The organism is Mucilaginibacter agri (assembly GCF_009928685.1).
Lineage (GTDB): Bacteria > Bacteroidota > Bacteroidia > Sphingobacteriales > Sphingobacteriaceae > Mucilaginibacter > Mucilaginibacter agri.
Genome location: NZ_WWEO01000042.1, coordinates 374894 through 398850, shown reverse-complemented (window position 1 = coordinate 398850; position 23957 = coordinate 374894). Strand labels below are relative to the sequence as shown.

Genomic DNA, 23957 nt, shown 5'->3' with positions numbered 1-23957 from the left:
TTGCTCAAATATAGCCACAAATCGTAAATTTTATAAATGTGACAATAGTACCAAATTGTAACATTGGCGTTACAATGAAACTTTTCCTCGACTTCCACCAACACTTCAACCCGCAGAAGCTCAATAGCTTAGCTAAAATTACCAGTTTGGCAAAAAAGCTAGTCAAAGAGTTTAATGTTTTGAAAATTTCATAATCAGCAGGGTGATTTAACCCAAACTACCTGAAGAAAAATACGGTACGGTATTTTGCTTTGTTTGGTTTGTAAAACCGCTTCTAAATTAAATTATGTCCTCTTTTGGGCGCCAGACTGATACTCTGATAACCTTTTTATGGCATTATTTTTCATTTTCGTTCAAATAAAACCCCTCTGTTTTATCTTTATTTACCATTTATCAGTTATGATCAACCACATCAAATTCAACACTTTTCGCTTTATGCGTCATGCTTTGCTAGCAACCGCAATAATTGCGCTGGCTCAAACAGCCAATGCCCAGGCCGAGCTACAGCCCTGGGGAAATTTAACCGGTATACGTAAGAGCGGACAGCTATTTGAATTTGAATCGGCCATAAGTGTTGTTTGGAAAAGCGAAAAAAATGCTACAGAAACCCGTAAAGAAGAGCAACAACCTAAATACACACGAGCCGGCAAAAGTCAGATCGTAAACACCGCGATTGATAGCTTAATATTGTCAGAAACCGTTACCGAGGCGGGCAACGGCAAAGCAAACATCAACCTAACAGTTACAGCCAAAAAAGATGAAGCTATACAAGGGGTATATTTCAAGCTAAAATTACCCGCTTCATACAGCACAATGTCTGTAAATGGTGCATCGCCTTCTCCCCTCTCTGCACTAAACAGTACAGCAAAGGAAGTATTGTTTAGCGCTGGCAACCAACAAATAAAATTATCGTTAGATGAGCCAACCTCCATAATCATAGAAAAGTCTGATAACAGCTTTGCGCTATTGGTGCCCGTTCAAACAGGCAATATGACTACCGGACAAACTGCCAGCCATGAACTTACATTAACGGTGGACGGCGAAATAAACCGCAACCCGGTGAACATTCAATTGGATGCCGCGAACCAGGGCCGGATATTTGAGGGCTTTGGCGGTAATTTCAGGTTGCAGAACCCTAAAACAGATCCGCAGGTTATTGATTATTGTTTAGATAATATGCGTGTGGCATGGGGACGGGTAGAAATGCCCTTTGCACAATGGCAGCCTGATGAAAACAGCGACCCGTTAAAACAAGATCCTAATACCACCCTCAATCCTCATGTGAAAGCATCGATGGAGATGGCGCAGCGGTTGCAAAAAATCGGCATGCCAATTATCCTTACGTCGTGGAATGCACCCAAGTGGGCTATTATTGGCGAGCCTAAATCGCGCCCAAAGCCGGGCGAGCAATGGGGCAACCCGCTTAATTACCAAAACATACAGACCACTTACAAATCTATAGCCGACTACATTGTATACTTAAAAAGCAATTTTGGGGTGGATGTAACGCTGTTTTCCTTCAACGAATCGGACCTGGGCATCAACATCCGTGTTACCGGCAAAGAGCACAACGAACTGATTAAAGGGTTAGGCGCTTATTTCGTATCCCGGGGACTAAAAACCAAAATGTTATTAGGCGATAATTCCGATGCCACCACCTACGAATTTATTTATCCCGCACTAAATGATCCGGATGCAAAGCAATATATCGGCGCAGTATCCTTTCACTCGTGGCGCGGTTGGGACACCCCTACTTTACAAAAATGGGCCGATGCTGCCAAAAAGATCGACATGCCCCTCATAGTTGGTGAGGGCAGTATTGATGCCGCAGCCTGGAACTACCCCGACATTTTTCAGGAGCAGGTATATGCTATTGAAGAGATCAACCTTTATATGCGCCTTTTGTCCATTTGCCAACCTGTAAGCATCTTACAATGGCAACTTACCGCCGATTATTCGCCATTAATTGGTGGCGGCATTTTTGGCAATAACGAACCCTTGCATCCCGGCCAGCGTTTTTGGAACTTAAAACAACTGGCATCAACCCCTAAAAACGTATATGCAATAGGTTCCAAAGCTGATGCGCCGAATATTACCTGTGCTGCATTGGCCAACAAGCAAACGCCAGATGTAGCGGTGCATCTGGTAAACAACGGCCCCAAGCGCGATATAGTAGTTTCGGGTATCCCGGCAACCGGTAAAAAGCTGGTGCTTTATATCACCTCTAAAAAACTATCTATGAAAAAGAAGTCGAATATTAAGATAGTAAATGGAAAAGCGAGCTTTACCGTACCAGAGGTTTGTTTTGCAAGTTTAATTACCGAGTAGAGTATTAGGTTAACTAACGCACTTTCAAACTACGGTCTACCGTATTAATGAGGTATTCCTTTTTGTCATCGGCATATTCCCAAAACATTATCCCGGCCATTTTATACTTCACCACATAGTTGCACTTTTTAGCGACCGACCACTCGTCGTCATAAGAAATAAACTGTTTGGTAAGTGGGTTAAACAAGTACGAGGCCATAGCGTCGCGATCGCGATAATACTTAAACCCGCTTTTGTTTATCAGGCTATCTTTTAAATAGGTGTAGCCACCGCCTCGCATGTGCTGCACGGTTTTCATCCCTAAACCATATTGTTTAACATCACTAACTGATGAGGAACGGCCATAAAGAGCAATGCCCATCACTAACTTCGAGATCGGCACGCCGGCTTCAACAAAGTTTTTGACCGCCTCATCTGCATCATCGCGGGTATTATATTTTTTAGAAGCATACAAATTGGTATGATGTACGGCAATGCCAAGGCTATCCTGAAAATAGTCGTAAGTCATCATGTTCACATAGTCGAGATATTTAGCAGCTTTATCCATTTCAGTTTGCTGTAAAAATCGTTTAAAGCCACCCACTGCGGCAGTAAGCAATAATTTCTTGCCTGTTTCTTTTTCAAGCCCATCCAGTTCTTCGCGTAAGGCCTTAAACATAAGGGTATAGTTTTGCTTATCTTCCAAACGGTGTATGTTACCATTTCCTTTGTCGGCAGGATATTCCCAGTCAATATCAATTCCGTCCAGGTTATACTTCCGCAGGATATCGACAGCACTTTCGGCGAAAGCCTTGCGCGATGTATCGCTCAGAGCCGCATCGGAGAAATTTCCACTCCAGGTCCAGCCACCAATAGAGATCAGTACCTTGAGGCTCGGATTTACCTTCTTAAGCTTCAAGAGATTCTTAAAATTGATGGTATCGGTTTTACGGTGCCTAAGCCAGGCGCGGTTATGCTGCACATCAACAAAAGCATAATTAATATGGGTTAGCTTGGTAGCGTTTACCATGCTGGTATCAAACAAACCTTTGTAACCACCAACGTAGCCAATAACCACGTATTTACTTTTCTTATTACTTTGAGCTTTAGCCGGACAAATCAAACCGATCAGGGTTGCAACAAGCAAACTCATCGGAACAAGTTTTTTTAATAAGGGCATATTGTATTATTAACGTGGTTTAGAGTATTGTAATATAATCAGATCTTAAGGCGCAAATGCTTTTTCTCCATTAAACCCACCAGCAATATGGTTACCAGCGATACAATAACTGCACGCAGTAAACCTACCGCGCCGTTATTAATAACGTAAGCGTATTTAAGATGAAAAAGCTTTAAAAGAAACACCCAATAGTAAGGTATCAGGTAACAGGTAAGCGTACTGGTACCAGCCGGCCGGATGGTTTTAAACAGATTCTTTTTACCCTGGATATCTACCACATATATAAACAGGTTAAACACTAGTATAGTAATACCCGAGCAGATAAACACCCAGGCCGGTGTAGAACGGATTTTGGAGATACCATCTGCATAAGGACGAATGAGTAAGCCTGCAGCAATGAGCAGCACACCTATAATCAGAAAAGCCGTGCTTACCCTAACAGCTTTACCCTCTCCCATCCAACGGGTATACAAACGCGAAATAATTACACCGCCCATGGTTAAAGCCATTGCCGAGCCATCGCCTATAACCCATAACTGATCGGGTAGAATGCCGGTATGGTTAGCAATATTTATTGCCACAAATACAGCTAAAGCGCAGGCAAGTACCGCCATATTACCCTTAGATGCAAAGTAGATAAGCGCACATACCAGGTACGACCATCCGATAATACCCAGTATACCCCACCATGAAGTTTGCATCCAGACCGGGTGCTCGGGTGTGCCGCCTTTATAAATGGCAGCCATGGCAATCAGCAAAACTATACCGAAGCCGATGAGTGTATGCTTAGTGGACTTCTTTATTGTCTCCGGATAATCCAGCCAGATGAGAAAAAACGCTGTTGTTATAATAAGCGCCCATGCTGCCGCCGGTATTAAAGCCGACTTTGAATTATACTCTTCGAGATTAACATGATAAAAACCCATTATCAATAAGGCCGCACTACGACTCAGGATATAGGCAAGAATCTGCATCGTCGATTCGCCCTTCTTAATCCTGCTGTTGATGGCAAAAGGCAACGACAGCCCAAGTATAAATAAGAAAGCAGGAAAAATAATGTCAGCAAAACCAAGGGCATCGGCATTGCCATCAGCGTGATCTATCCAAAGGGGAATATTTTTTGTAAGGTATAGGTCGTTAACAAATATCATGAGGAACATGGTAACGGCACGCAGCACATCTATTGATAAAAGGCGGTTGGATAGTTTTTGCATAATTGGGTTTGGGAACTAAACTTACAAAAGCTTTTTAAGAGTACATTATAAATCTGATACAGAATATGATAACACTTGCATCTTCACCGTGCCTGCAGCACTAGCATAGAGTGTTTACCGAGCTGAAAACCCTTAATTATGATATGAAAAATATGAACTGTTTTTAAATGACCGTAAGATGATTTAAAAAAAGACAGACTTGTCTGTTTTATTAAATTCCATTTATACATTTGTATTATGAAAGATCAGGTAGGAGTTAAAGAAAGGATCATGAACACGGCATGCCGTTTGTTTTATGAACAGGGCTACCAGGCAACAGGTATAAACCAAATTATTGAGGAAGCCCAAATTGCCAAGTCGAGCCTGTACCAACACTTCGCGTCTAAAGAGCTTTTGTTGAACGAATATCTGCAAACACATAAAACCCAGTGGGCAACCGAAATTGCAGATTTTACCAAAGACGTGCCTGATGGCAAAGAAAAACTACTTGCGTTTTTCGACTTTAGAAAAAAACGCCTGGAGAAAAATCATTATAAAGGTTGTACATTTTCGCGTGTAGTTTATGAGCTGCCTAACCTAGATGAGAGTTCGGCCGATATTATTAGGACACATAAGAACACTATTAAGGCTTTTATTGCCGAACAGTTGGAAGTTATTAAAGATCCATTTCCCGAAGATGCACTCAACAAAATGACCGGGATGATATTCAATCTTTCGGAAGGTGCTGTATTACAATCAACGCTGTTCAATACCTCTCAACCACTCGACGACTCTAAAAAGGTAGTAGCGCATTTGCTTCAAACCGTTTAAAAATTCACCATTAATTATCTATCACTTTAACTTAAATATTTATGCAAACAGACTTGTCTGTCTCTACTCCGGTTACGGATACAGAGAAATTTCCATGGCTTATCCTCTTCACAATATTACTGGCTCCGCTTATTACCGTGATAGATGTTTTTATCATGAACGTAAGCTTGCCCACTATTCAGGAATATTTTAAGGCGTCAGATGCCGCGGTTCAGGGTATTATTGCCTCCTATCTGGTGGGCTACTCTGTATTCTTAATTACAGGCAGCCGTGCCGGTGATCACTTTGGCCGTAAAAAAGTATTTATGTTGGGCTTGCTGGTTTTCACACTTGCTTCGGCCCTGTGCGGTTATGCGGCTACTATTGAACAGCTAATCGTTTTCCGTTTTTTACAAGGTATTGCTGCAGGGTTTGCCGTGCCGCAAACGGTTACGCTAATTCAACTTAACTTTAAACACGGCAGTTTCCGTAGCAAGGCACTAGGATATTATGGTATTACATTGGGTATTGCTTCGGTAATGGGTCAGTTTTTGGGTGGATATTTTGTCACTGTTCATTGGATGAGCGAGCCTTGGCGCATGATTTTCCTGATTAACGTGCCCATAGGTATATTGGCCGTTACGATGGCAACATTCTACATTCCGGAATCTAAACTTACCAGGAAAGCTAACTTTGACATAGGCGGCGTACTTCTGCTAACAGCCGGACTATCAGCGCTCATCTATCCTATCATTCAAGGTCGTGAATTAGGCTGGCCAACCTGGACATTTGAGTTATTGGCTATAGCATTTGTGATTCTATTCGCGTTTATTCGACACCAATATATCCGGGTTAAAAAGAGTAAAAGCGCATTGGTGCCTTTACACCTATTCAAGATAAGAAGCTTTAATTTAGGCTTGGGGATGGTATTCTTTTACTTTGCACTGTTTAGCGCATTCCTGCTGTCGTGTGCGTTGTTTCTGCAAACCGGGCACCATGTAGCTCCGTTAACATCGGCTTCTTATTTTATAATATTGGGCATTGCCTTTATGTTCTCATCGCACTGGTCTATCAAAAACGGGTCGAAGTTTGGGCCGTGGATATTGCAGGTAGCATGTTTACTACTCATTGCATCTTTCGCCATCCAATACATCTGGTTCAGAGATACGTTCCCGTTTGCAGCTATTATTGCGGCGTTTTTACTTTATGGTTTGGGAGCCGGTTTGCTTGTACCCTCATTCCTTAAAATCGCACTTAAAGACGTTCCGCACGAACAAGCTGGTGTGGCCAGCGGTGTCTACTCCACCGTACAGCAATTTTCGTCGGCCTTAGGTGTAAGTATGATTGGCGGGGTATTTTTCTACGTGCTACACAAACAAGGCAGTTTCGATGCCGGTTATCATGCCGCCCTGTTTTGCCTGATGGGTTACGCCCTCGCTGTATTTATACTGCTCGCTATCTTCAAAAAAACAGACAGTAATAAGGGTGCATTATAATTGTGTTAATATACAAACAGCAAAGGCCTCCCCAACGCGGGAGGCCTTTGCCCTAACTGACTATATAAAGAACGTACGTTTACTTTTTACGTTGGATGATAAAGCCGTTATTAACGGTATCCATCCCAATTTTCGGATAATATTCCATAGCAGTTGGTGCTGATAAAAGCAGCATCATACATTGGTCGCCCAAGGTCTCTTTAGTAAGGGCCACCAGTTTTTTGCCAATTCCTTCCTTTTGATATTCTAACTTTATAGCCAGATCTGCCAGGTAAGCCGTGTAATAAAAGTCTGTTATAGTGCGCGACACACCTACCAACAGATCACCATCCCAGGCAGTAATCACCAAATTTGAATTTTCGTATATCTTACCAATACGATCGGCATCCTCTGTGGGGCGTTTTAAACCAGCACTGTTGTACAGGTCTATAATTTGCTGTGTTGTAGGTTTAACGTCGGTTTTATACGTGATATCCATTGGGTTAAGCATTTATCTTTAAAGCGATATTCAAAAATAAATTACAGATGGGCTTTGTTCGTCAGCCAGAAATTAAAAACAAGGTAGTCCAGTAAAAGTTCATAGGCGATGCCTTTAAATTATAGCCTATTACCCTGCCGGTAACATTATCGATAAATATTTGTGTGCAAAAAGCATTGTTAATACATTGGCCTTCTTTAATTTTTTGAGGTAAACGATGATCAAACTTTACAAACCTTTATTCAGCATTTCGCTTTTGCTGGCAACAGCAGCGGGTTATGCACAGCAAGTACAATTGAGCCCCAACGTACAGCAGGCGCTTAATACAGTTAGCCCGGACGAAATTAAGGCGCACATAGCGTACCTGGCCGATGATAAACTTAAAGGCCGTGGCCCGGGTACAGAAGGTTATCAAATGGCGGTTGATTATGTAGTTGATCAGTTAAAATCCCTCGACGTTAAACCTGCTGGCGAGAGCAATAGCTGGCTGCAGAAAGTACGTTTGCGTAAAGCATTTATCGGCGATGCCGCCCTTAGCCTAAGCAATGGCCCTGCAAACACAACTGACATCAAAAAAGGTAAGGACTATGTAATATACCCTAACCCAGTTTTGCCAAAGGTTAGCGTAAATGCTCCGCTGGCATTTGTTGGCTACGGCATCAGCGAACCAGGTTTAGGCTACGATGATTACGCCGGGATGGATGTTAAAGGCAAAATTGTGATCATTACCCGTGGCGCGCCGGAGAAATTCCAGTCTTCAGTATCGGCGCATGTGATGAACGCTTCCCAGATATTGAAGGTTGCTGCCGAGCATGGTGCGGTGGGCGTAATTATGGCATCTACTGATTCTACTGCGCGCATGGCAAACATCAGCCGAGGCGTTTACAGTATTATGGACGATAAAGGCGCTGTATCGGTATCACGCACTTATTATTCTAAGCAATTGAGCTTATACGCTTCTATTAATTATGCGTTGTTTAATGCTTTGCTAAGTCAGGCAGACAAGGACCTTAAAACGATTTTACCGCAATTAAAAGCCGGAACGCCGGCCTCCTTCGCATTAAAAGCAAGTGCCAGCGCATCGTTAAGCTCCACTTACGAAGACATTATGAGTTATAACGTTATTGGTAAAATAGAAGGCTCTGACCCTAAATTAAAGAATGAGTACGTGATTCATAGTGCGCATTTAGATCATTTGGGTATCGGCCCTGCTATCGAGGGCGATTCAATTTACAATGGCGCTCATGATAATGCATCGGGTGTGGCCAGTGTGCTAAGCATTGCCAAGATTTATAAGAACATTCAGATTAAACCGAAGCGCTCGATACTGGTGGTATTAGTCACAGGTGAAGAACTCGGCGACCTGGGCTCTAACTATTTTGCCAAACACCCTACCGTTCCGGTTAAAAGTTTAGTAGCTGATGTTAATACCGATATGCCTACTATTATCGCGCCGCTACTTTCGGTTACCGCTCTGGGTGCTGAGCACTCTTCATTAGAGAAACAGGTGGCGCAAGCTGCAGATTATTTCGGCCTCAGCGTTGAACCCGACCCGGAGCCCAAGCAGGCCCGTTTTACCCGCAGCGATCAGTATAGTTTTGTGTTACAAGGTATCCCGGCCTTGCATATTAAATATGGCAGCAAAACGGCCGACGGCAAAAACAACCTGAACGATTTTGTAGCAACATGGCGCGCCAAATACTACCACAAACCGCAGGACGATATTAATGGCATTTTTGATTTCGAGGCGGGCAAAAAATACGCCCAGCTTAACTTCCTGATCGGCTACCTGGTGGCACAAGCCCCGGCAAGGCCAACCTGGAACACAGGCGATATATTCGCAACCAAATAATTTGAATTAAAACAACCGCCTGCATTTTTTAAGCGTTAATAAAATACAACAGCTATTTAACCCGATGAATACCCCTATTGCCCTGGAAACAGATTCGCTGATTACAAACCTTAAATGCCCCGAATGTGGTACGCTGCATAATGCTGCGGTTATCAATACCGTTTGTATTAACCCGGCCTGTCGCTCTACGTTGTTCGCGCAATACAATTTAACTACTGGCATAAACAAATCTGTTTTACAAGGCCGCCCAGCTACTATGTGGCGTTATAAGGAGTTTTTACCCGTTACGGATGATAAAAACATTGTAACGCTCGGCGAAGGCTTTACGCCCATTATTCCCTTACAAAACCTCAATAAATTTGCCGGGGATAATGAGGTATTATGGAAAGACGAAGCGGGCAACCCGACAGGCTCGTTTAAAGCGAGGGGCATTAGCGCCGCGGTTTCTAAAGCCAAAGAACTGGGTATAGAAGCTATTGCTACGCCCACAGCCGGTAATGCAGGTGGCGCATTAGCCGCCTATGCCGCACGTGCCGACATTAAGGCTATAGTATACATGCCAAAACAAACGCCGCAGGTTTTTAAAGACGAATGTCGCCTTTATGGTGCCCAACTTTTAGAAGTAGATGGCAACATCAGCGATTGCGGTAAACTGATTAACGAGCATGCGTTGCTTAACAATTGGTTTCAGGTGTCAACCCTCAAGGAGCCCTATCGCCTGGAAGGTAAAAAAACAATGGGCTACGAAATTGCGGAACAGTTTAACTGGCAATTACCCGACGTCATCCTCTACCCCACCGGCGGCGGCACCGGGCTTATCGGCATCTGGAAAGCTTTTGACGAAATGGAACAAATGGGTTGGATAGGTAGTAAACGCCCCCGCATGGTGGCTGTACAATCTGAAAGCTGTAATGGTATCGTAGCGGCGTTTAATGCAGGTAAGCAAGTATCTGATTTTGCGGATGGCGGCTTTACCATTGCTAACGGACTACGCGTTCCAAAACCTTATGCCGATAAACAGATCTTAAACGTACTGCGCGAAAGCAAAGGTGCCGCCCTCACCATCAGCGACACTGAAATGAGCCATTCGCTCAAAGAGATTGCCCGCTACGAAGGCATGCTCATTGCGCCGGAAGGTGCAGCCCTTTGGCAGGCCTTCAAGAAACTAAAAGCTTCGCAATGGATAAAAAATGGCGAACAGGTTTTGATGATCAATACAGGTAGTGGGTATAAGTATCTGGAGAATATTGATATTTAAGATCAATCTGCGATACGTTATCCTGAACTTGTTTCAGGATCCCACGGGAAAAGTCTATACCCGGACTGTTGTTCTACTTAACACGTGGGTTCTCGAAACAAGTTCGGGACGACGGGAGCTAATTAATTGTTCACTAAAAATCAAGGCAGATATCTAAGAATATCTACTTCAAATACTTATCCAAATACCCGCTTTTCTTTAAAAACTCCGGATAGTCTTTAATATTGAGAATATCGTGTATGGCTTGTTTTTTATCTTTCGCTTTGGCGTAATAGGCTGCGGTTATCTTATAGCCTATCCAGTAACCAAGATCATTCGGGCGATCGTCTTTTTTAGAAGTTCCGTAAAGCCAATCCTGGTAATCGGTACCATTCATTTTTGAAACAAATTCACGGCAAAGTGCATCGGCATGAGCGTCGCCGTAATTATTGGCTTCGTCATCTCCGCGGGTACCAGATATCATTTCGCCCAAAAAGTCTGCGCTTCCTTCTATTATACTTTGCTGCAATAATGCCGGGCTTCCGCTTTCGGGAAAAGTCTGTTGAAAGTGAATAAGCTCATGCGCTACGATATATGGTATATTATCGACATTGGTTTGCATTTCAGCCCCGATAAACAACCCCTCTTTACCAGATGTGCCGCCCGAATTGTAAGCGCCAATAACAAAATAAACAGGGGGAAACTTAGCTTCGGGATACAAATACTTCAAGGCATAAAACGTGCTGCGGCATTGCTTTTCTTTCAACTTTATTTTCAGCGTGCTCTCCCGCACTTTAGCATAATCGTTCTGCCGCTTCTTTACCATCTTAAAAAGGTGGTCGGCATTTTGAATCCGATCGGGTGTAAAGCCGCTTATGCCTTTGCTGCCAATGGCAATGTAACCCGGGCCAAACGGATTTTGAGTAGTGTCCTTTTTAAACTGATCAAAGGCTTTCCAGAAATTATCAATGTCTGTAGCAATAAATTTGGCACTATCTGGTGAGTTAGAAAAATCGCTCTGTGCAAAGGTGTAGCTGCAAATGCAAAGTAGTAGTGCGGAGAAAAGGATGGTTTTAAGTTGCATGGTCATAGGTATGTTTTTATCATAGACGACTTTTATGATGTTATGGTTGCATGGAGAATATCTAAAATATGTCATTGCGAGCGTAGCGCGGCAACCTCGTAGTGTACATAGTTATTCGATCTGCATAGCTACGAGGTTGCTTCGTTCCTCGCAATGACATATTCTTGTTTTTTCAACCTTACTTCAACCGCTCATAACATTGGTTGGCAATTTCCAGTTCCTCATTCGTTGGAACTACTAATATTTTCACCGGCGAATTCGGAATATTAATTTCGCGGATGCCTGGTTGACGGGTGTAGTTTTTGTCGCGGTCGATATAGATGCCTAGATACTGCATGTCGTCGCAGGTAAGCTGGCGTACCTGGGCGTCGTTTTCGCCAACACCAGCTGTAAAAATAATGGCATCTAAACCGTTAAGCACGGCCGCATAAGAGCCAATAAATTTTTTAATGCGGTAGGCGTACATATCATAAGCTAGTTTGGCATTCTCATCACCGTTTTCAATCGCTTTGGTGATGTCGCGCATGTCGCTTAAGCCTGTAAGACCAAGCATACCGCTTTGTTTATTCACCAAATCGCTAACCTGATCTATGGTATAACCCAATTCGTTAACCAGGTAAAATATAACAGTTGGGTCGATGTCGCCCGTACGGGTACCCATAATCAAACCACTCAGCGGACCGAAGCCCATACTGGTATCCAAAGACTGACCATTTTGAATGGCGGCCATGCTACAACCGTTACCTAAGTGAATAGAGATCAGCTTAGCATCGGGCTTGTTTAAATAAGCAACCGCCTGCTCCGATACATATTTGTGGCTGGTGCCATGGAAACCATATCCCCTAATATGCTGCTCGGTGTAATAAGTAGTAGGCAGCGCAAAACGGTAAGCTTTAGCTGGGCGCGTTTGGTGGAAAGCTGTATCAAATACCGCTAATTGCTTAGCATTGGTAAAGATAGTTTCGGCCACCTCAATCCCTTTATAGGCCGACGGGTTGTGCAACGGCGCTAATTGAAAGGTTTGCTGAAGCTCTTCTTTTACATCTGGTGTAATTTCAGTTAGTTCTGTAAACCGCTCGCCGCCATGTACCACGCGGTGGCCTACCGCAGTTATTTCCGAAGCATCTTTAACCACGCCGGTTTCGGTAAGCAGGTGGTTTACCTCATTCAGCCCTGTCTCATAGTCTGGGATAGGCATAGTTTGAGTTATTGATTTTTCCTCGCCGTCGATGTAGGTTTTATGGGTAATACTGGCATCGCCATAACCTACACGTTCAACCAAACCAACACAAATAGGGCTGGTTGACGGCATTTTAAATAACTGATATTTGATAGAGCTACTGCCTGAGTTAATTACAAAAATATTCACTTCAATTGCGTTTTAAAGGTTTACTGATTGTCCTGGCATTGTATGGCGGTAATAATTACCGTGTTAAAAATATCATCGACCGTGCAACCACGACTCAGGTCGTTTACCGGTTTATTTAAACCTTGCAACATGGGGCCAATGGCCAGTGCGCCGGTTTCGCGTTGTACGGCTTTGTAAGTGTTGTTACCGGTATTCAGGTCCGGGAAGATCAATACACTCGCCTGGCCGGCAACTTCAGATCCGGGTAGTTTGTTGCTACCTACAACTGGGTCTACCGCAGCGTCATACTGTATAGGGCCTTCTACTTTAAGGTCCGGACGTTTGCTCTTAACGATCTCGGTAGCGCGACGGACCTTTTCCACATCCTCACCCTCGCCCGAGGTACCCGATGAATAAGAAAGCATAGCCACCCGTGGCTCAATACCAAAACGCTGACTGCTTTCTGCAGACGAAATGGCGATCTCGGCAAGTTGCTCGGCTGTCGGGTTAGGGTTAACCGCACAGTCACCAAATACCGAAACACGATCTGGCAAACACATAAAGAATATCGATGACACCACCGAAATACCCGGTTTGGTTTTGATGAACTGCAATGCCGGCCTGATGGTGTGCAAGGTGGTATGTACCGCACCCGAAACCATACCATCGGCATGGCCTTTATAAACCATCATGGTGCCGAAGTAAGATACGTCGGTCATTAAATCGCGGGCCATTTCGAGGTTTACATTCTTATTTTTCCGCAACTCGTAAAGGGTGTTCACATAATCGTCGTAATACTCGTCTGAAGCCGGGTTGATAATACGCACAGTGCTCAGGTCGAGGTCAATATTCAAGCGATTAACAATTCCGGTTATTTCGGTAATATCGCCCAGTATGGTGAGGTTTACAATACCCTGGTTCATCAGGCGGGCTGCAGCCTTCAAAATGCGCTCGTCGTTACCTTCGGGTAGTACAATATGCTTTTTAGAACTTTTGGCCCATTCGGTCAATTGGTACTGGAACATCCGAGGCGTAATTCCAGATGGCTTAAAGGTAACCAGTCGTTTGTCCAGTTCGCCAATATTTACGCAGCGGTTAAAGGTATCTATAGCCAATTGGATCTTCTTGGTATTGTCGGGTGTAATTTTTGAACGGATAGCACCAACCTCGTTACTGGTTTGGAACGTACCAGATTCAACGGCGATAATTGGCACCACATTCTGCAAACCGTTAATCAATCTGATGATCGGTTCTTCCGGCTCCATACCTGCCGTAAGGATAATGCCCGATACTTTAGGGTAACTTGTTGATGAATTAGCTTGCAATGCGCTAATGATGATATCGCCGCGGTCGCCCGGGGTAATGATAACCACGTTCTCTTTCAGGTAGCCCAAAAAGTTAGGTACCTGCATAGCGCCGGTAACAAAATTATCGGCCTGGTTGCTGAGGTAGTTTTCGCCAAAAAGCAATTTACCATTCAACTTCTGGTTGATCTCTTTCATGGTAGGGCTTTGCAAACCCTTCTCGGCGGGGATAACAGCAAGTAATATCTCAGCGGGCAATTGCTGACGAAGCAACTCTTCTACATCCCTCGCACTGTCTGGGTTTATCTTATTGGCTATCAGTGCTAAAACCTGCACCTCGCGTGCCTCGAAATTATGGATGGCGGTTAAAGCGCCATTCACCACCTGGGCCGTGCTTTTGTCCTCGCCCGAAACAACCAATATGGCTGGGGCACGCAGGTTTTTGGCAATTTGAATGTTTATCTCAAACTCAAACGCAACACCTTCGCCCATATAGTCGGTACCTTCAACTACGGTAAAATCATACTTATTTTCGAGATATTTAAACTTGCGGATAATGGTATCTATCATTTCGCCCTGGCTTTCCGTTTCCATCTGGCGCATAGCGTCTTGCCAGGTAAAGGCGTAGGTATCTTCGTAGGTAGTAGGCAAATCGAAGTAACTTACAATAGAATCTATATGATTTTCTTTTTGCTCAAACTGGCTCTGGCTGATGATGGGTTTAAAGTATCCAATTTTTTGCGCTTTGCCCAGGAGCGTATTTACAAGACCAATGGATACAATTGATTTTCCGGCGTGAGGTTCTGTACTGGCAATAAAAACGGTTTTGATCATCTTATTATTCGATTACACAGATTGTAATATGATTTCACTGATATAATGCTACGATACCGGTTTTGTTTGGGCAATACCGCTTTGTAATAACAAAGATCATCGTCTGCGCCGCAAGTTAGTTACTACAGCCGAAATTAATTGCTCTCTACCTTAAAATTACCAAAAGCCAACAAAAAAGCCGTAACAGTTGGTGTTACGGCTTGTGATTAATATCGAACAAAATCTATTGCTTTAAATCTTTCAGGTATTTCAGCATGTCATCGTTAAGATTTACACCATACCCGTGCAGCTTTTTGGTATAAAAGGCTTTCATATCATTCCACTGATAATATGGATAAGTGGTGCTTTTTAAACCCGTAATACGTACTTCTTTTTCGTTGAGTAGTACTTTAACCAGGTAATTGTTGCTGCCTGTTTTTTTATAGAAAATCCACTGGATATTGGAACTTAAGGGTGCAACTTGCGCCGGCTTCCAATCTATGTTAATTCGTTTAATATCTGTAGTTGGCTTATCAGCAGTGCTAATACCTAACAATGCTGCAAAAGGCGCGATGGTTTCAGCATGCGCAAAACGAAGCTGGGCGTTATATTTACCCCCCGCCATAAACTCATCAGCCGTTTTAATAAAGTTTACCAGCAGTGGTGCTGCAATGCGTACTTGTATGCCGTTAGCGTTTATGCCAGGTCCTTTTTTGAAGAAATCGTCGGCAACGTCAACCTTACCAAGGTGTTGTAGCTCATCGCAAGTGAAGAACGCCTTGAAGTTCAATTCATCCGGCGTAAAGCCAGCCTTGCTGATCTCATTTTTCAACGAATAAACAATCGTTGTAAACCCGAAAACATCACCTGCAAATTTGTCCAGTTGGCTGGCTGATAGTTTACCCGCAAAATCGGCAGTAAACATTCTACCAGCAAGTGCTTTATTTACTTCGGCAATGCGTTCTGTTTTTTCAAGTGACACCATTAGCGGCAACCAGGGGCCACCTTCTTCAAAAGCAAAATAAGCTGGTGATGCATCGTAAAAGCGCAGGTTTGTATCATCATTATACCTGTCTATAGTTGGCTCAGCTTTTAATCCTTCTTTCAGCCCGCTTAAAAAAGCATCGGCACTTTGTTTGGTGCGTACTTCCTTGGTAATACCCACATTCAGATTTAACTGTTTGTCAAATATGGTTTTTTGCTGCGCGTACATGCGGCGGCCAATGTCCTGCAATTCGGTACGGCCTTCATCTGAGATAGATTTAGTATCCACACCTTCCACCTTTTCCAGTCGGGTTATCATCTGTTTCAGTTGCTGGCCTTGTGGTGTCAAAGCCCCGGCGCTGTCTGCCTTTTGCAGTAAACCATAGGTATAGGCAACCTTTACTTCTTTAGTTAAATGCCTTGCCCCATGGCGGCCAACATAGTTTATAAACACCGGCTCATAACCTTTTGGTCCTGGGGTATATTTCTCATTCGGTGTAGGATAAAGTGTTTTGGTACCCAAAAAATTATCGGGGCAGTTTTGTGCGAGAGCAGCAGTGCTAATGGCGCTGCAAAGCAAAAGAAGGTTGAATATCTTCGTCATAAAAAAGGTGTACGAATATAGCGTTTATGAAAAACCCGGGAGCACTAAACGTACTCCCGGGTTTTAGTATGAAACTTTACTGATAATTAGTGTTGGTTACCTGTACCATCGTTTTGATAAGCACCGATATCTTTACCCGGAAGTGTAATTGTTGTACCAAAATCGCCTGTGGTCTTCACAGCCATCATAGGCGAAAAATCGGTTTTCCCTTTACCCAATGCAGGCGACGAGGTTTGCAGCTTAAAGTTGCTGGTACCAATGCCAATAACTGCATAAGGCTGCAGGTTGGCACTAATTGGGCCTGGGTTAGCTGTAAAGTTGTACTGGTTTACATCATAACCGTAAAACTTCGGATCGTTTTGCTGTGGGGTTGTTGACATGATATCGCCAGACTGTTTAGTACCCACACCATCAACCGAGTAAAACTGGGCTACAATAGCAGGCGAATAACCGTACAGGTACTGGTTGTTGTATTTAATATTAACCACATCGGCATCGCTGGTAATACGCGGACCGAAACGGCAGTTAACAACCAAGTTGTTGTACATACTTCCACGGGCACTTTTCTCATAATCTATAGAGCCACCACGGCCGGTTTTGGTTTGGCGATAGCCACCATTAACCATAGTGTTGTTGTACATATTTACATTACACTGCGTACCGGTAGTACCGGCATCCGATGCTTTTAACGAGTTGGTAGCTGCGCCAATGCACATGTTGTAAGCTAAATCGCCAACGGTACCGCTCTTCATATTGAAAAACTCGCCGCCTACACCACCGCAAAGTTCGAAGGTGTTACGCATAATGCTGATCTTACCGCCCGATACACGGATGTTATCATCTTTAGAACCAAAGAACCACGAATCTTCGATGATGAGGTTTTTAGTAATGTTGGCAAAGTACATGTTATAGCGAGGGTCGCCAGAAGCATAGAACGACTGATCATCATTAGTACCTGCTGGGGCACCGCCAAACTCAATATGCGTCCATTTAATAATGGCATCACCACCGGCAGGGTTTGGCTTGCTTGGGGTTGGTGCAGCCGGGGTACAGGTTATACCGCCCCACCAGCCTTTAAACACGTTTGTATAGTTCTGCGCTGCAGCCTGCGTATGCAGGTCGGCGGCGTTTTTTACGGTGATATAGTTAGGTGCATCTTTAGTACCCAAGCTAATAAAAGTACCGTGCATAAAAATCTCCGGGCTGCTGGCCGGGGTTGCGCCGTCGCCTAAAATAATCAGGTGCACGCCGCTTTGCATCATCAGCGTATCGCCATCGTTAACGGTTACGTCGCTTTTAACGTAATAAGTTTTGCCGGCAAGCATGGTACCCTTTACCGTTCCGGATAAGGTATCTGATTTAATACCGTTTGCGGTAGAAACAAGCGGCTGCGAAATGTTAACCACTTCGGCTTTGTGGCAGGCACTTAGCATTACACCCAGGCTAAATACTGCGGTTAATTGAATTAATATCTTTTTCATTGTCCGTGTAATTATAATTTGTAGTGTAAACCAAGTATGTAATATTGTCCGTAAGTATCGCGGCGTACAAAGGTGTTTTCGCCTGCAGTTTGGTATTCAATAGCCTGGCCGCTCGCACCTGGTTTACCCAGTGGAGGGTAAGGCAATTTGATAAACAATTTGTATGGTGTGTTTAACAGGTTGGTAGCTTTACCATAGATATAAAGGTTTTTATAAACCCTTTTCTCTGCCGAGAAATCCAACGTGGTGAAGCCTTTTTGCCATACATCATTATTTAAGTAAGCCGATACACTATTGATACGCTCGCCGGTGTAAACTGCTGAGATCTGTGCATCGAAACCACTCTTAACGTCTTTGTATAATAACGAGATGTTACCGATGTTTTTAGACTGGCCTTGCAGCGGGCGGCTTTGATCAACCGTGCGGAAGGTGTTGTTACCGTTGGCATCTTTATAATCCTCACGTTTAGTAGTGGTGATTTTAGATTGGGTAAAGGCATAGTTAGCGCGGATACCGAAGTGACGAACATATTTGGTAACATCTACCTCGAAACCATAGTTATGTGCAGTACCAAAGTTGCCCGCTTGCGAAACATAGTCTAAAGATGAACTTTGTTTAACCAAAGCATATTCGATAGGGTTTTCAATTCGTTTGTAAAACACACCAGCTAAGAACTGGTCCAATGCTTTAGGGAAAAACTCGTAACGTAAATCGTAGTTATCCGCAGTAGCATGTTTCAGGTAAGGGTTACCCACCTCCTGATAATCCGCATCAGGATCGCCGGTAGTGTGCGGAATTAACTCGTAAAAGTTAGGGCGGCTAATGGCCGAGTAGTAAGTAGCACGGATGTTTTGTTTATCATCAAGCATGTACTTTAAGTTTAAACTTGGTAAAAAGTCGTAGTACTTAATCGAACCTGTTTTACCTAATTGGGTAACCGGCAAGGCATCTACCCAGTTTTGATCAGTGTGCTCATAACGAACGCCACCCAATACCTGTAATTTACCGGTAGTAAATTTAAACTGACCATACGCACCGCCTACGTTTTCTGTAAAATCATAGTTAAGCGGATCTGAAGGAGTACCTTGCAGCGTTGACACGATAAAGGTGTTGTGATCAATATTACCGTCATAATACTGGGTTGACTGTGTTAACGGTAAACCTAAAGTATACTGATCATAAGTACTGTTACGGGTTTTGTTACGGTACATACCACCTACGCTAAACTCAACTTTAGTATTAGCAATGGTTGGCGTATAAACAAAATTTAAGAAACCGCTTTTATCCTGATCTGAGTTGTAAGCGAAAGTTTGGGTCTGACCTTTTAAAGCATCGATAGTAACCGGCTGCTGCAATACAGAACCATCGGCCTGTAAAGTACGGCCGGTGATTAACGCCAATTGGTAACGGTTTTCATTAGCAGTTGCTTTAGAGTAGATACCAGTCCAGTTTACGCTGAAGTTATCGGCTAATTTGTGGTCGCCGTGCAATTGGAAGTTATAGATCTTTTGCACCATACGGTCGCTACGAGGGTTTTCGGTAACGCGGCCCTGGCCAATACCTGTACGCGCCAGGTTTAAGCTGGTATCAGATACATAGCGATATTGATTCTGTGCCAGGTCTATAAACGAAGCATTCAGATCAACGTGGTTATTACGGTCAAATTTATAATCGAAACGGCCGATAGCGCTTGTACGTTGTTGTTGTGTGCTGTAAGTACGGCTCTGAATGTCTGTAACTAGTGGGGCATTGCTAACAGGGTCAACATCTGTTTGGAAGAAAACACCATTAGTATTTTTGTAGATATTTTGATAGCTCAACGATACCAAAGCACCAAACTTTTTATCGGCAGTACGGCCTCCTACACTCAAGCCCGCGATAGTACCCAATGGTAATTTAGAGTTGGTAAAATGTTGCGGATTGTTAGAGAAATCGCCAATGCTGGCATTGTAGTTATTGCCATTGTTGATCCTTGGCGAGCGGAACGTTTTATCGTTGTTACCAAAGTTGGTAAAACCATTGTCGGCAACGCTTTGCGATAAACCGGTACCCAGGTTAAACTTCATGGTAAAATCGTCTGGTGCGTTTTTTAACACCAGGTTAATACCGCCACCAATTGCATCACCCTCCATATTTGGGGTAAGCGATTTATAAACTTCCAGGCGCTCAATAATGTCGGCAGGAAAGATATCTAAGGGTACGTAACGATTTTTGTTATCAGGGCTTGGAATTTTAAAGCCATTTACCAAGGTATAGGTATAACGTTTTTCCATACCACGAATAATAGCATACTGGCCCTCGCCGTTGTTGCTACGCTCTATTGAAACACCCGATACACGTTGCGTAACGTTGGCAACGGTAATATCCGGAGATACTTCAATAGTTTTGGCAGATACCGCGTTTAAAACCTGATCAGAGCGTTGCTCCAGTTTACGGGCGCTTTGATCGCTCTCGCGGTTGCCATGGCCTGTAACCACAACGTCGTTAAGGTTATTAACTTTAGCTTCTAATTGTACTTTAACAAAACGGGTGGCGTTGGCAGCGAGCTCGATATTGGTTTCGTATTTTTGGTACGATACATATTTAACTTCGATCTCGAGATTGCCGGCAGGGGCGTTCTTAAAAATAAAGCTACCATCCAAACCAGTCCCGGTTGACTTGGAGTAACCCGATTTATTTTTTAAAGTAACAACGGCGCCCAACATAGGTTCGCCAGTCTGTTTGTCGGTTACAGTACCTCTTACTAACGCAATGTTTTGGGCAAAGTTAACGGTTGAATAAAACAGAAGAATTAACAGGGGGAGAAGTTTTTTCATCTATGGGATAATTTATCCGCAAAGGAATAACTGCTGTATAATGGCATCATCAACCCTGTGTTAACATATTGTAAAGCATTGTAACATTATTAACGTTGGTTTAAAGGAAAGGAGAAATTGCTTACACATGTGCCACCTTATCTGGTTTTACCCACGTACGCACTATCTTTGCGAAAATGGACTACTTTAAAAACCTCCTGAATCTCCTCAAAACAGAACGTGATGAAGACCGGCGCGCATACCAGAAACTAACTGAAACCGCTTCTGTGGCCGACCGCCGCATGAATGGTATTACTTGGTATCCGATTGCCATTAGGGGTACAGAACCTAGCCGCGGGGATTATATCAGCGTAGAGGTTGAGCGCACAACCCATCAGGATGTGAGCCATCAGTTGCGGTTCGGCGCATCGGCAGCCTTGTTCTCTAACTTCGACCCAAAAAAAGATCGGGTTGAGGGTACTGTTACGTTTCAGGGTGGCAATAGGCTTAAAATAACTTTACTTACCGAAGAACTCCCCGACTGGGCACGCGACGGCAAACTAGGCATCGATTTGTTGTTTGATGATAACAGCTATGATGAAATGCAGAATGCATTGAAGCTTGGAAGTTTACTTGCCGATAAGCCTGCGGAAGGTAAGCTGATCCAAATTTTGACGGGAGGAAAACAGCCTTCGTTTCGATCAGAAACGGGATTTACAAAACCTACAGGGTTAAATCCATCGCAGCAAAGAGCGATAGAAAAAATTATTGCAGCTAATGACCTGGCTGTGGTTCACGGCCCTCCGGGAACAGGTAAAACCACTACCCTTGTGCAGGCTATTAAAGCCTTATGGGGGCAAAACAGTAAGCAGATTTTAGTGGTTGCACCAAGTAATACGGCTGTAGATCTGTTGAGCGAAAAGCTTGCCGGTGAGGGCATGAATGTATTGCGGATTGGTAACCCGGCCAGGGTATCCGATAGGTTGACGTCACTTACCTTAGATAGCAAAATGGCCGATCATGCCATGACAAAAGAGATTAAGAAACTCAAGAAACAGGCATCCGAATACAAAAACATGGCACATAAGTATAAGCGCAGTTTCGGCAAGGCGGAGCGCGACCAACGCAAGGCCCTGTTTGATGAAGCCCACCGCATAATGCGCGACGTTGATAAAACCGAGCAATATATTATTGATGATGTAGTGGCCAAGGCGCAGGTAATTACCGCTACACTTGTGGGTGCCAACCACTATACCATCCGCGGGCTGAAGTTTGATACCGTGGTGATTGACGAAGCCGGGCAAGCGCTTGAGCCCGCCTGTTGGATCCCGATTTTAAAGTCGCAAAAGGTTATCCTGGCGGGCGACCATTGCCAGCTCCCCCCTACCATAAAATCGGCTGAGGCGGCACGGAACGGTTTAAGCACAACCCTCTTAGAGAAATGCGCGGACTTGCACCCCGAAGCGGTGGTTTTATTAAACGAGCAGTACCGGATGAACGAAAGCATCATGGGCTTTTCGTCGAAGATATTTTACAACGGGGAGTTAAAGGCTAATGATTCTGTAGCCCACCAGCTATTATTTAAAGGCGATGCCGCCCTCCATTTTATTGATACGGCGGGGGCCGGTTTCGACGAGAAACTGGAAGGTACCAGCAGCACCAACCCGGAAGAAGCCGCTTTTTTACTAAAACACCTAGATCACTTGCTTGGCGAACTGGACGCACATTATACGGCGGATAATTTCCCGACGGTGGCCGTGATATCGCCTTACAAAGAACAGATCAGGATCTTGAAAGAGCAATTGCCCGACTTTCCACTATTACTTTTACACCAGGATAAAATTACGGTTAACACCATTGATAGTTTCCAGGGACAGGAACGGGATATCGTTTACAACAGCATGGTACGAAGTAATACCGATGGCGAGATTGGCTTCCTGTCCGACATTCGCCGCATGAACGTAGCCATGACCCGCGCCCGCAAAAAACTAGTTGTAATTGGCGATAGTTCTACCCTTTCTAAGCTGCCTTTCTATGCCGATTTCATTAGCTATGCAGAGCAATTGGAAGGTTATAAAAGTGCCTGGGAATTTATGGGCGACTAAGTTTGGTTCGCTGACAACATATCGTCAATTACTAACTTAAAAGTCAGCAAAAGTGGTGCACTGCAAAATACGCCATTAAACTTTATTTTCTCAACTAACTTATAATAAGATAAATATGTTACAATAATAACTAAAATGACTTTTAAGTAGGAACACAGTGGTGCATGTGGAACATTGCACCACTGCTCCAATTTAAAGCTGTGGTTGCAGCACCCTCCAAACGTTTTCAGCCACAATTTTGGCGCCCGTTGGGTTGGGATGTATGCCGTCGGCCTGGTTTAATTTCGGGTTGCCGCCAACGCCGTCTAATAAAAACGGCACTAAACCAATGTGGTTTTTCTCGGCCAGGTCGGGGTACATTTTTTTGAAGTCGCTTACATATTTCTGGCCCATGCTTGGCGGCACCTGCATTCCTAATAAAATAATTTTCGCTGCCGGATATTTAGCTTTTACCTTATCGATTATGGCCTGCAGGTTATCAATAGTTTGCTGAACGGAATTACCACGCAAACCATCATTAGCGCCTAGTTCCAACAAAAATATATCGGGCTTTTGTTTCAGTACCCAATCTATGCGGCTCAACCCTCCTGCCGAAGTTTCGCCGCTTACACCTGCATTAATTACGTTATAAGGCAGTTTCAGTGAGTCGATGCGTGCCTTAATCACCCCGGGAAAGGATTCCGACACATCGTCCAAGCCATACCCGGCTGTCAGGCTGTCGCCAAAAACCAGTATTGTTTTGGTATTTGTAGCAGCTTGCTTCGTAGCAGGTTTGCTAGTCGCGGTATCTGTTGCAGTATTATCCGAAGTCTTTTTATCGCCGCACCCCATTGCCAATAAGGCAAATAAGGCTACAGCACATTTCTTAAATTGATGCATTGTTACA

The 23957-nt window shown here is 43.9% G+C and carries 16 protein-coding genes; 6 read left to right on the top strand and 10 right to left on the bottom strand.

Translation table 11 applies throughout. From position 1 onward, the window contains the following. Positions 1–399: 399 nt before the first annotated feature. Complete coding sequence (locus tag GSY63_RS11720; protein ID WP_166585989.1) at positions 400–2328, top strand: hypothetical protein; 1929 nt, start codon at positions 400–402, stop codon at positions 2326–2328. Between the two features lie 13 nt (positions 2329–2341). On the opposite strand, the gene GSY63_RS11715 is transcribed toward GSY63_RS11720, so the two are convergent. Beyond that, the gene (locus GSY63_RS11715; RefSeq protein WP_166585988.1) at positions 2342–3487 is read right to left on the bottom strand and encodes a glycoside hydrolase family 18 protein; all 1146 of its coding nucleotides are present in this window, start codon (positions 3485–3487) and stop codon (positions 2342–2344) included. 38 nt (positions 3488–3525) lie between these two features. Further along, positions 3526–4701 carry a DUF5009 domain-containing protein gene (locus GSY63_RS11710; RefSeq protein ID WP_166585987.1) on the bottom strand — a complete coding sequence of 392 codons (1176 nt, stop codon included), beginning with the start codon at positions 4699–4701 and terminating at the stop codon, positions 3526–3528. 237 nt (positions 4702–4938) lie between these two features. On the opposite strand from GSY63_RS11710, the gene GSY63_RS11705 reads away from it, so the two are divergent. Both GSY63_RS11705 and GSY63_RS11700 read left to right on the top strand, forming a co-directional pair. Beyond that, complete coding sequence (locus GSY63_RS11705; RefSeq protein ID WP_166585986.1) at positions 4939–5511, top strand: TetR/AcrR family transcriptional regulator; 573 nt, start codon at positions 4939–4941, stop codon at positions 5509–5511. Positions 5512–5552: 41 nt separating this feature from the next. Then, positions 5553–6986 carry an MFS transporter gene (locus tag GSY63_RS11700; RefSeq protein WP_166585985.1) on the top strand — a complete coding sequence of 478 codons (1434 nt, stop codon included), beginning with the start codon at positions 5553–5555 and terminating at the stop codon, positions 6984–6986. 79 nt (positions 6987–7065) lie between these two features. Here the strand turns inward: GSY63_RS11700 and GSY63_RS11695 are convergent, their stop codons facing one another. Beyond that, the gene (locus tag GSY63_RS11695; protein ID WP_166585984.1) at positions 7066–7464 is read right to left on the bottom strand and encodes a GNAT family N-acetyltransferase; all 399 of its coding nucleotides are present in this window, start codon (positions 7462–7464) and stop codon (positions 7066–7068) included. A 217-nt stretch (positions 7465–7681) separates the two neighbouring features. Between GSY63_RS11695 and GSY63_RS11690 the strand changes: the two genes are divergently transcribed. Then, on the top strand, positions 7682–9316 hold the full coding sequence (locus tag GSY63_RS11690; protein ID WP_166585983.1) for a M28 family peptidase: 1635 nt from the start codon (positions 7682–7684) through the stop codon (positions 9314–9316). A gap of 64 nt (positions 9317–9380) precedes the next feature. After that, positions 9381–10574, top strand: a complete 1194-nt coding sequence (locus tag GSY63_RS11685; protein WP_166585982.1) for a threonine synthase — start codon at positions 9381–9383, stop codon at positions 10572–10574. A 163-nt stretch (positions 10575–10737) separates the two neighbouring features. Here GSY63_RS11685 and GSY63_RS11680 read toward each other — a convergent pair whose 3' ends face one another. The 6 genes from GSY63_RS11680 to GSY63_RS11655 all read right to left on the bottom strand — a co-directional run bounded on the left by GSY63_RS11680 (position 10738) and on the right by GSY63_RS11655 (position 20987). Beyond that, positions 10738–11643 (bottom strand): DUF2268 domain-containing putative Zn-dependent protease, encoded by a 906-nt coding sequence (locus GSY63_RS11680; protein WP_208094524.1) that lies wholly within the window; start codon positions 11641–11643, stop codon positions 10738–10740. A gap of 172 nt (positions 11644–11815) precedes the next feature. Continuing rightward, positions 11816–13006 (bottom strand): acetate/propionate family kinase, encoded by a 1191-nt coding sequence (locus GSY63_RS11675; RefSeq protein WP_166585981.1) that lies wholly within the window; start codon positions 13004–13006, stop codon positions 11816–11818. A 20-nt stretch (positions 13007–13026) separates the two neighbouring features. After that, positions 13027–15123 (bottom strand): phosphate acetyltransferase, encoded by a 2097-nt coding sequence (gene pta, locus GSY63_RS11670; protein WP_166585980.1) that lies wholly within the window; start codon positions 15121–15123, stop codon positions 13027–13029. A gap of 223 nt (positions 15124–15346) precedes the next feature. After that, positions 15347–16690, bottom strand: coding sequence for a histidine-type phosphatase (locus GSY63_RS11665; RefSeq protein WP_166585979.1), 1344 nt, complete (start codon positions 16688–16690; stop codon positions 15347–15349). Between the two features lie 86 nt (positions 16691–16776). Beyond that, the gene (locus GSY63_RS11660) at positions 16777–18171 is read right to left on the bottom strand and encodes a hypothetical protein (protein ID WP_166585978.1); all 1395 of its coding nucleotides are present in this window, start codon (positions 18169–18171) and stop codon (positions 16777–16779) included. An 11-nt stretch (positions 18172–18182) separates the two neighbouring features. After that, a complete protein-coding gene (locus GSY63_RS11655) occupies positions 18183–20987 on the bottom strand; it encodes a TonB-dependent receptor (RefSeq protein ID WP_166585977.1) in 2805 nt (934 codons plus the stop codon). 176 nt (positions 20988–21163) lie between these two features. Between GSY63_RS11655 and GSY63_RS11650 the strand changes: the two genes are divergently transcribed. Further along, the gene (locus GSY63_RS11650; protein WP_166585976.1) at positions 21164–23071 is read left to right on the top strand and encodes an AAA domain-containing protein; all 1908 of its coding nucleotides are present in this window, start codon (positions 21164–21166) and stop codon (positions 23069–23071) included. A gap of 192 nt (positions 23072–23263) precedes the next feature. On the opposite strand, the gene GSY63_RS11645 is transcribed toward GSY63_RS11650, so the two are convergent. After that, positions 23264–23950: an arylesterase gene (locus GSY63_RS11645; protein ID WP_166585975.1), complete on the bottom strand. Its 687-nt coding sequence runs from the start codon at positions 23948–23950 to the stop codon at positions 23264–23266. Between the last annotated feature and the right edge of the window lie 7 nt (positions 23951–23957).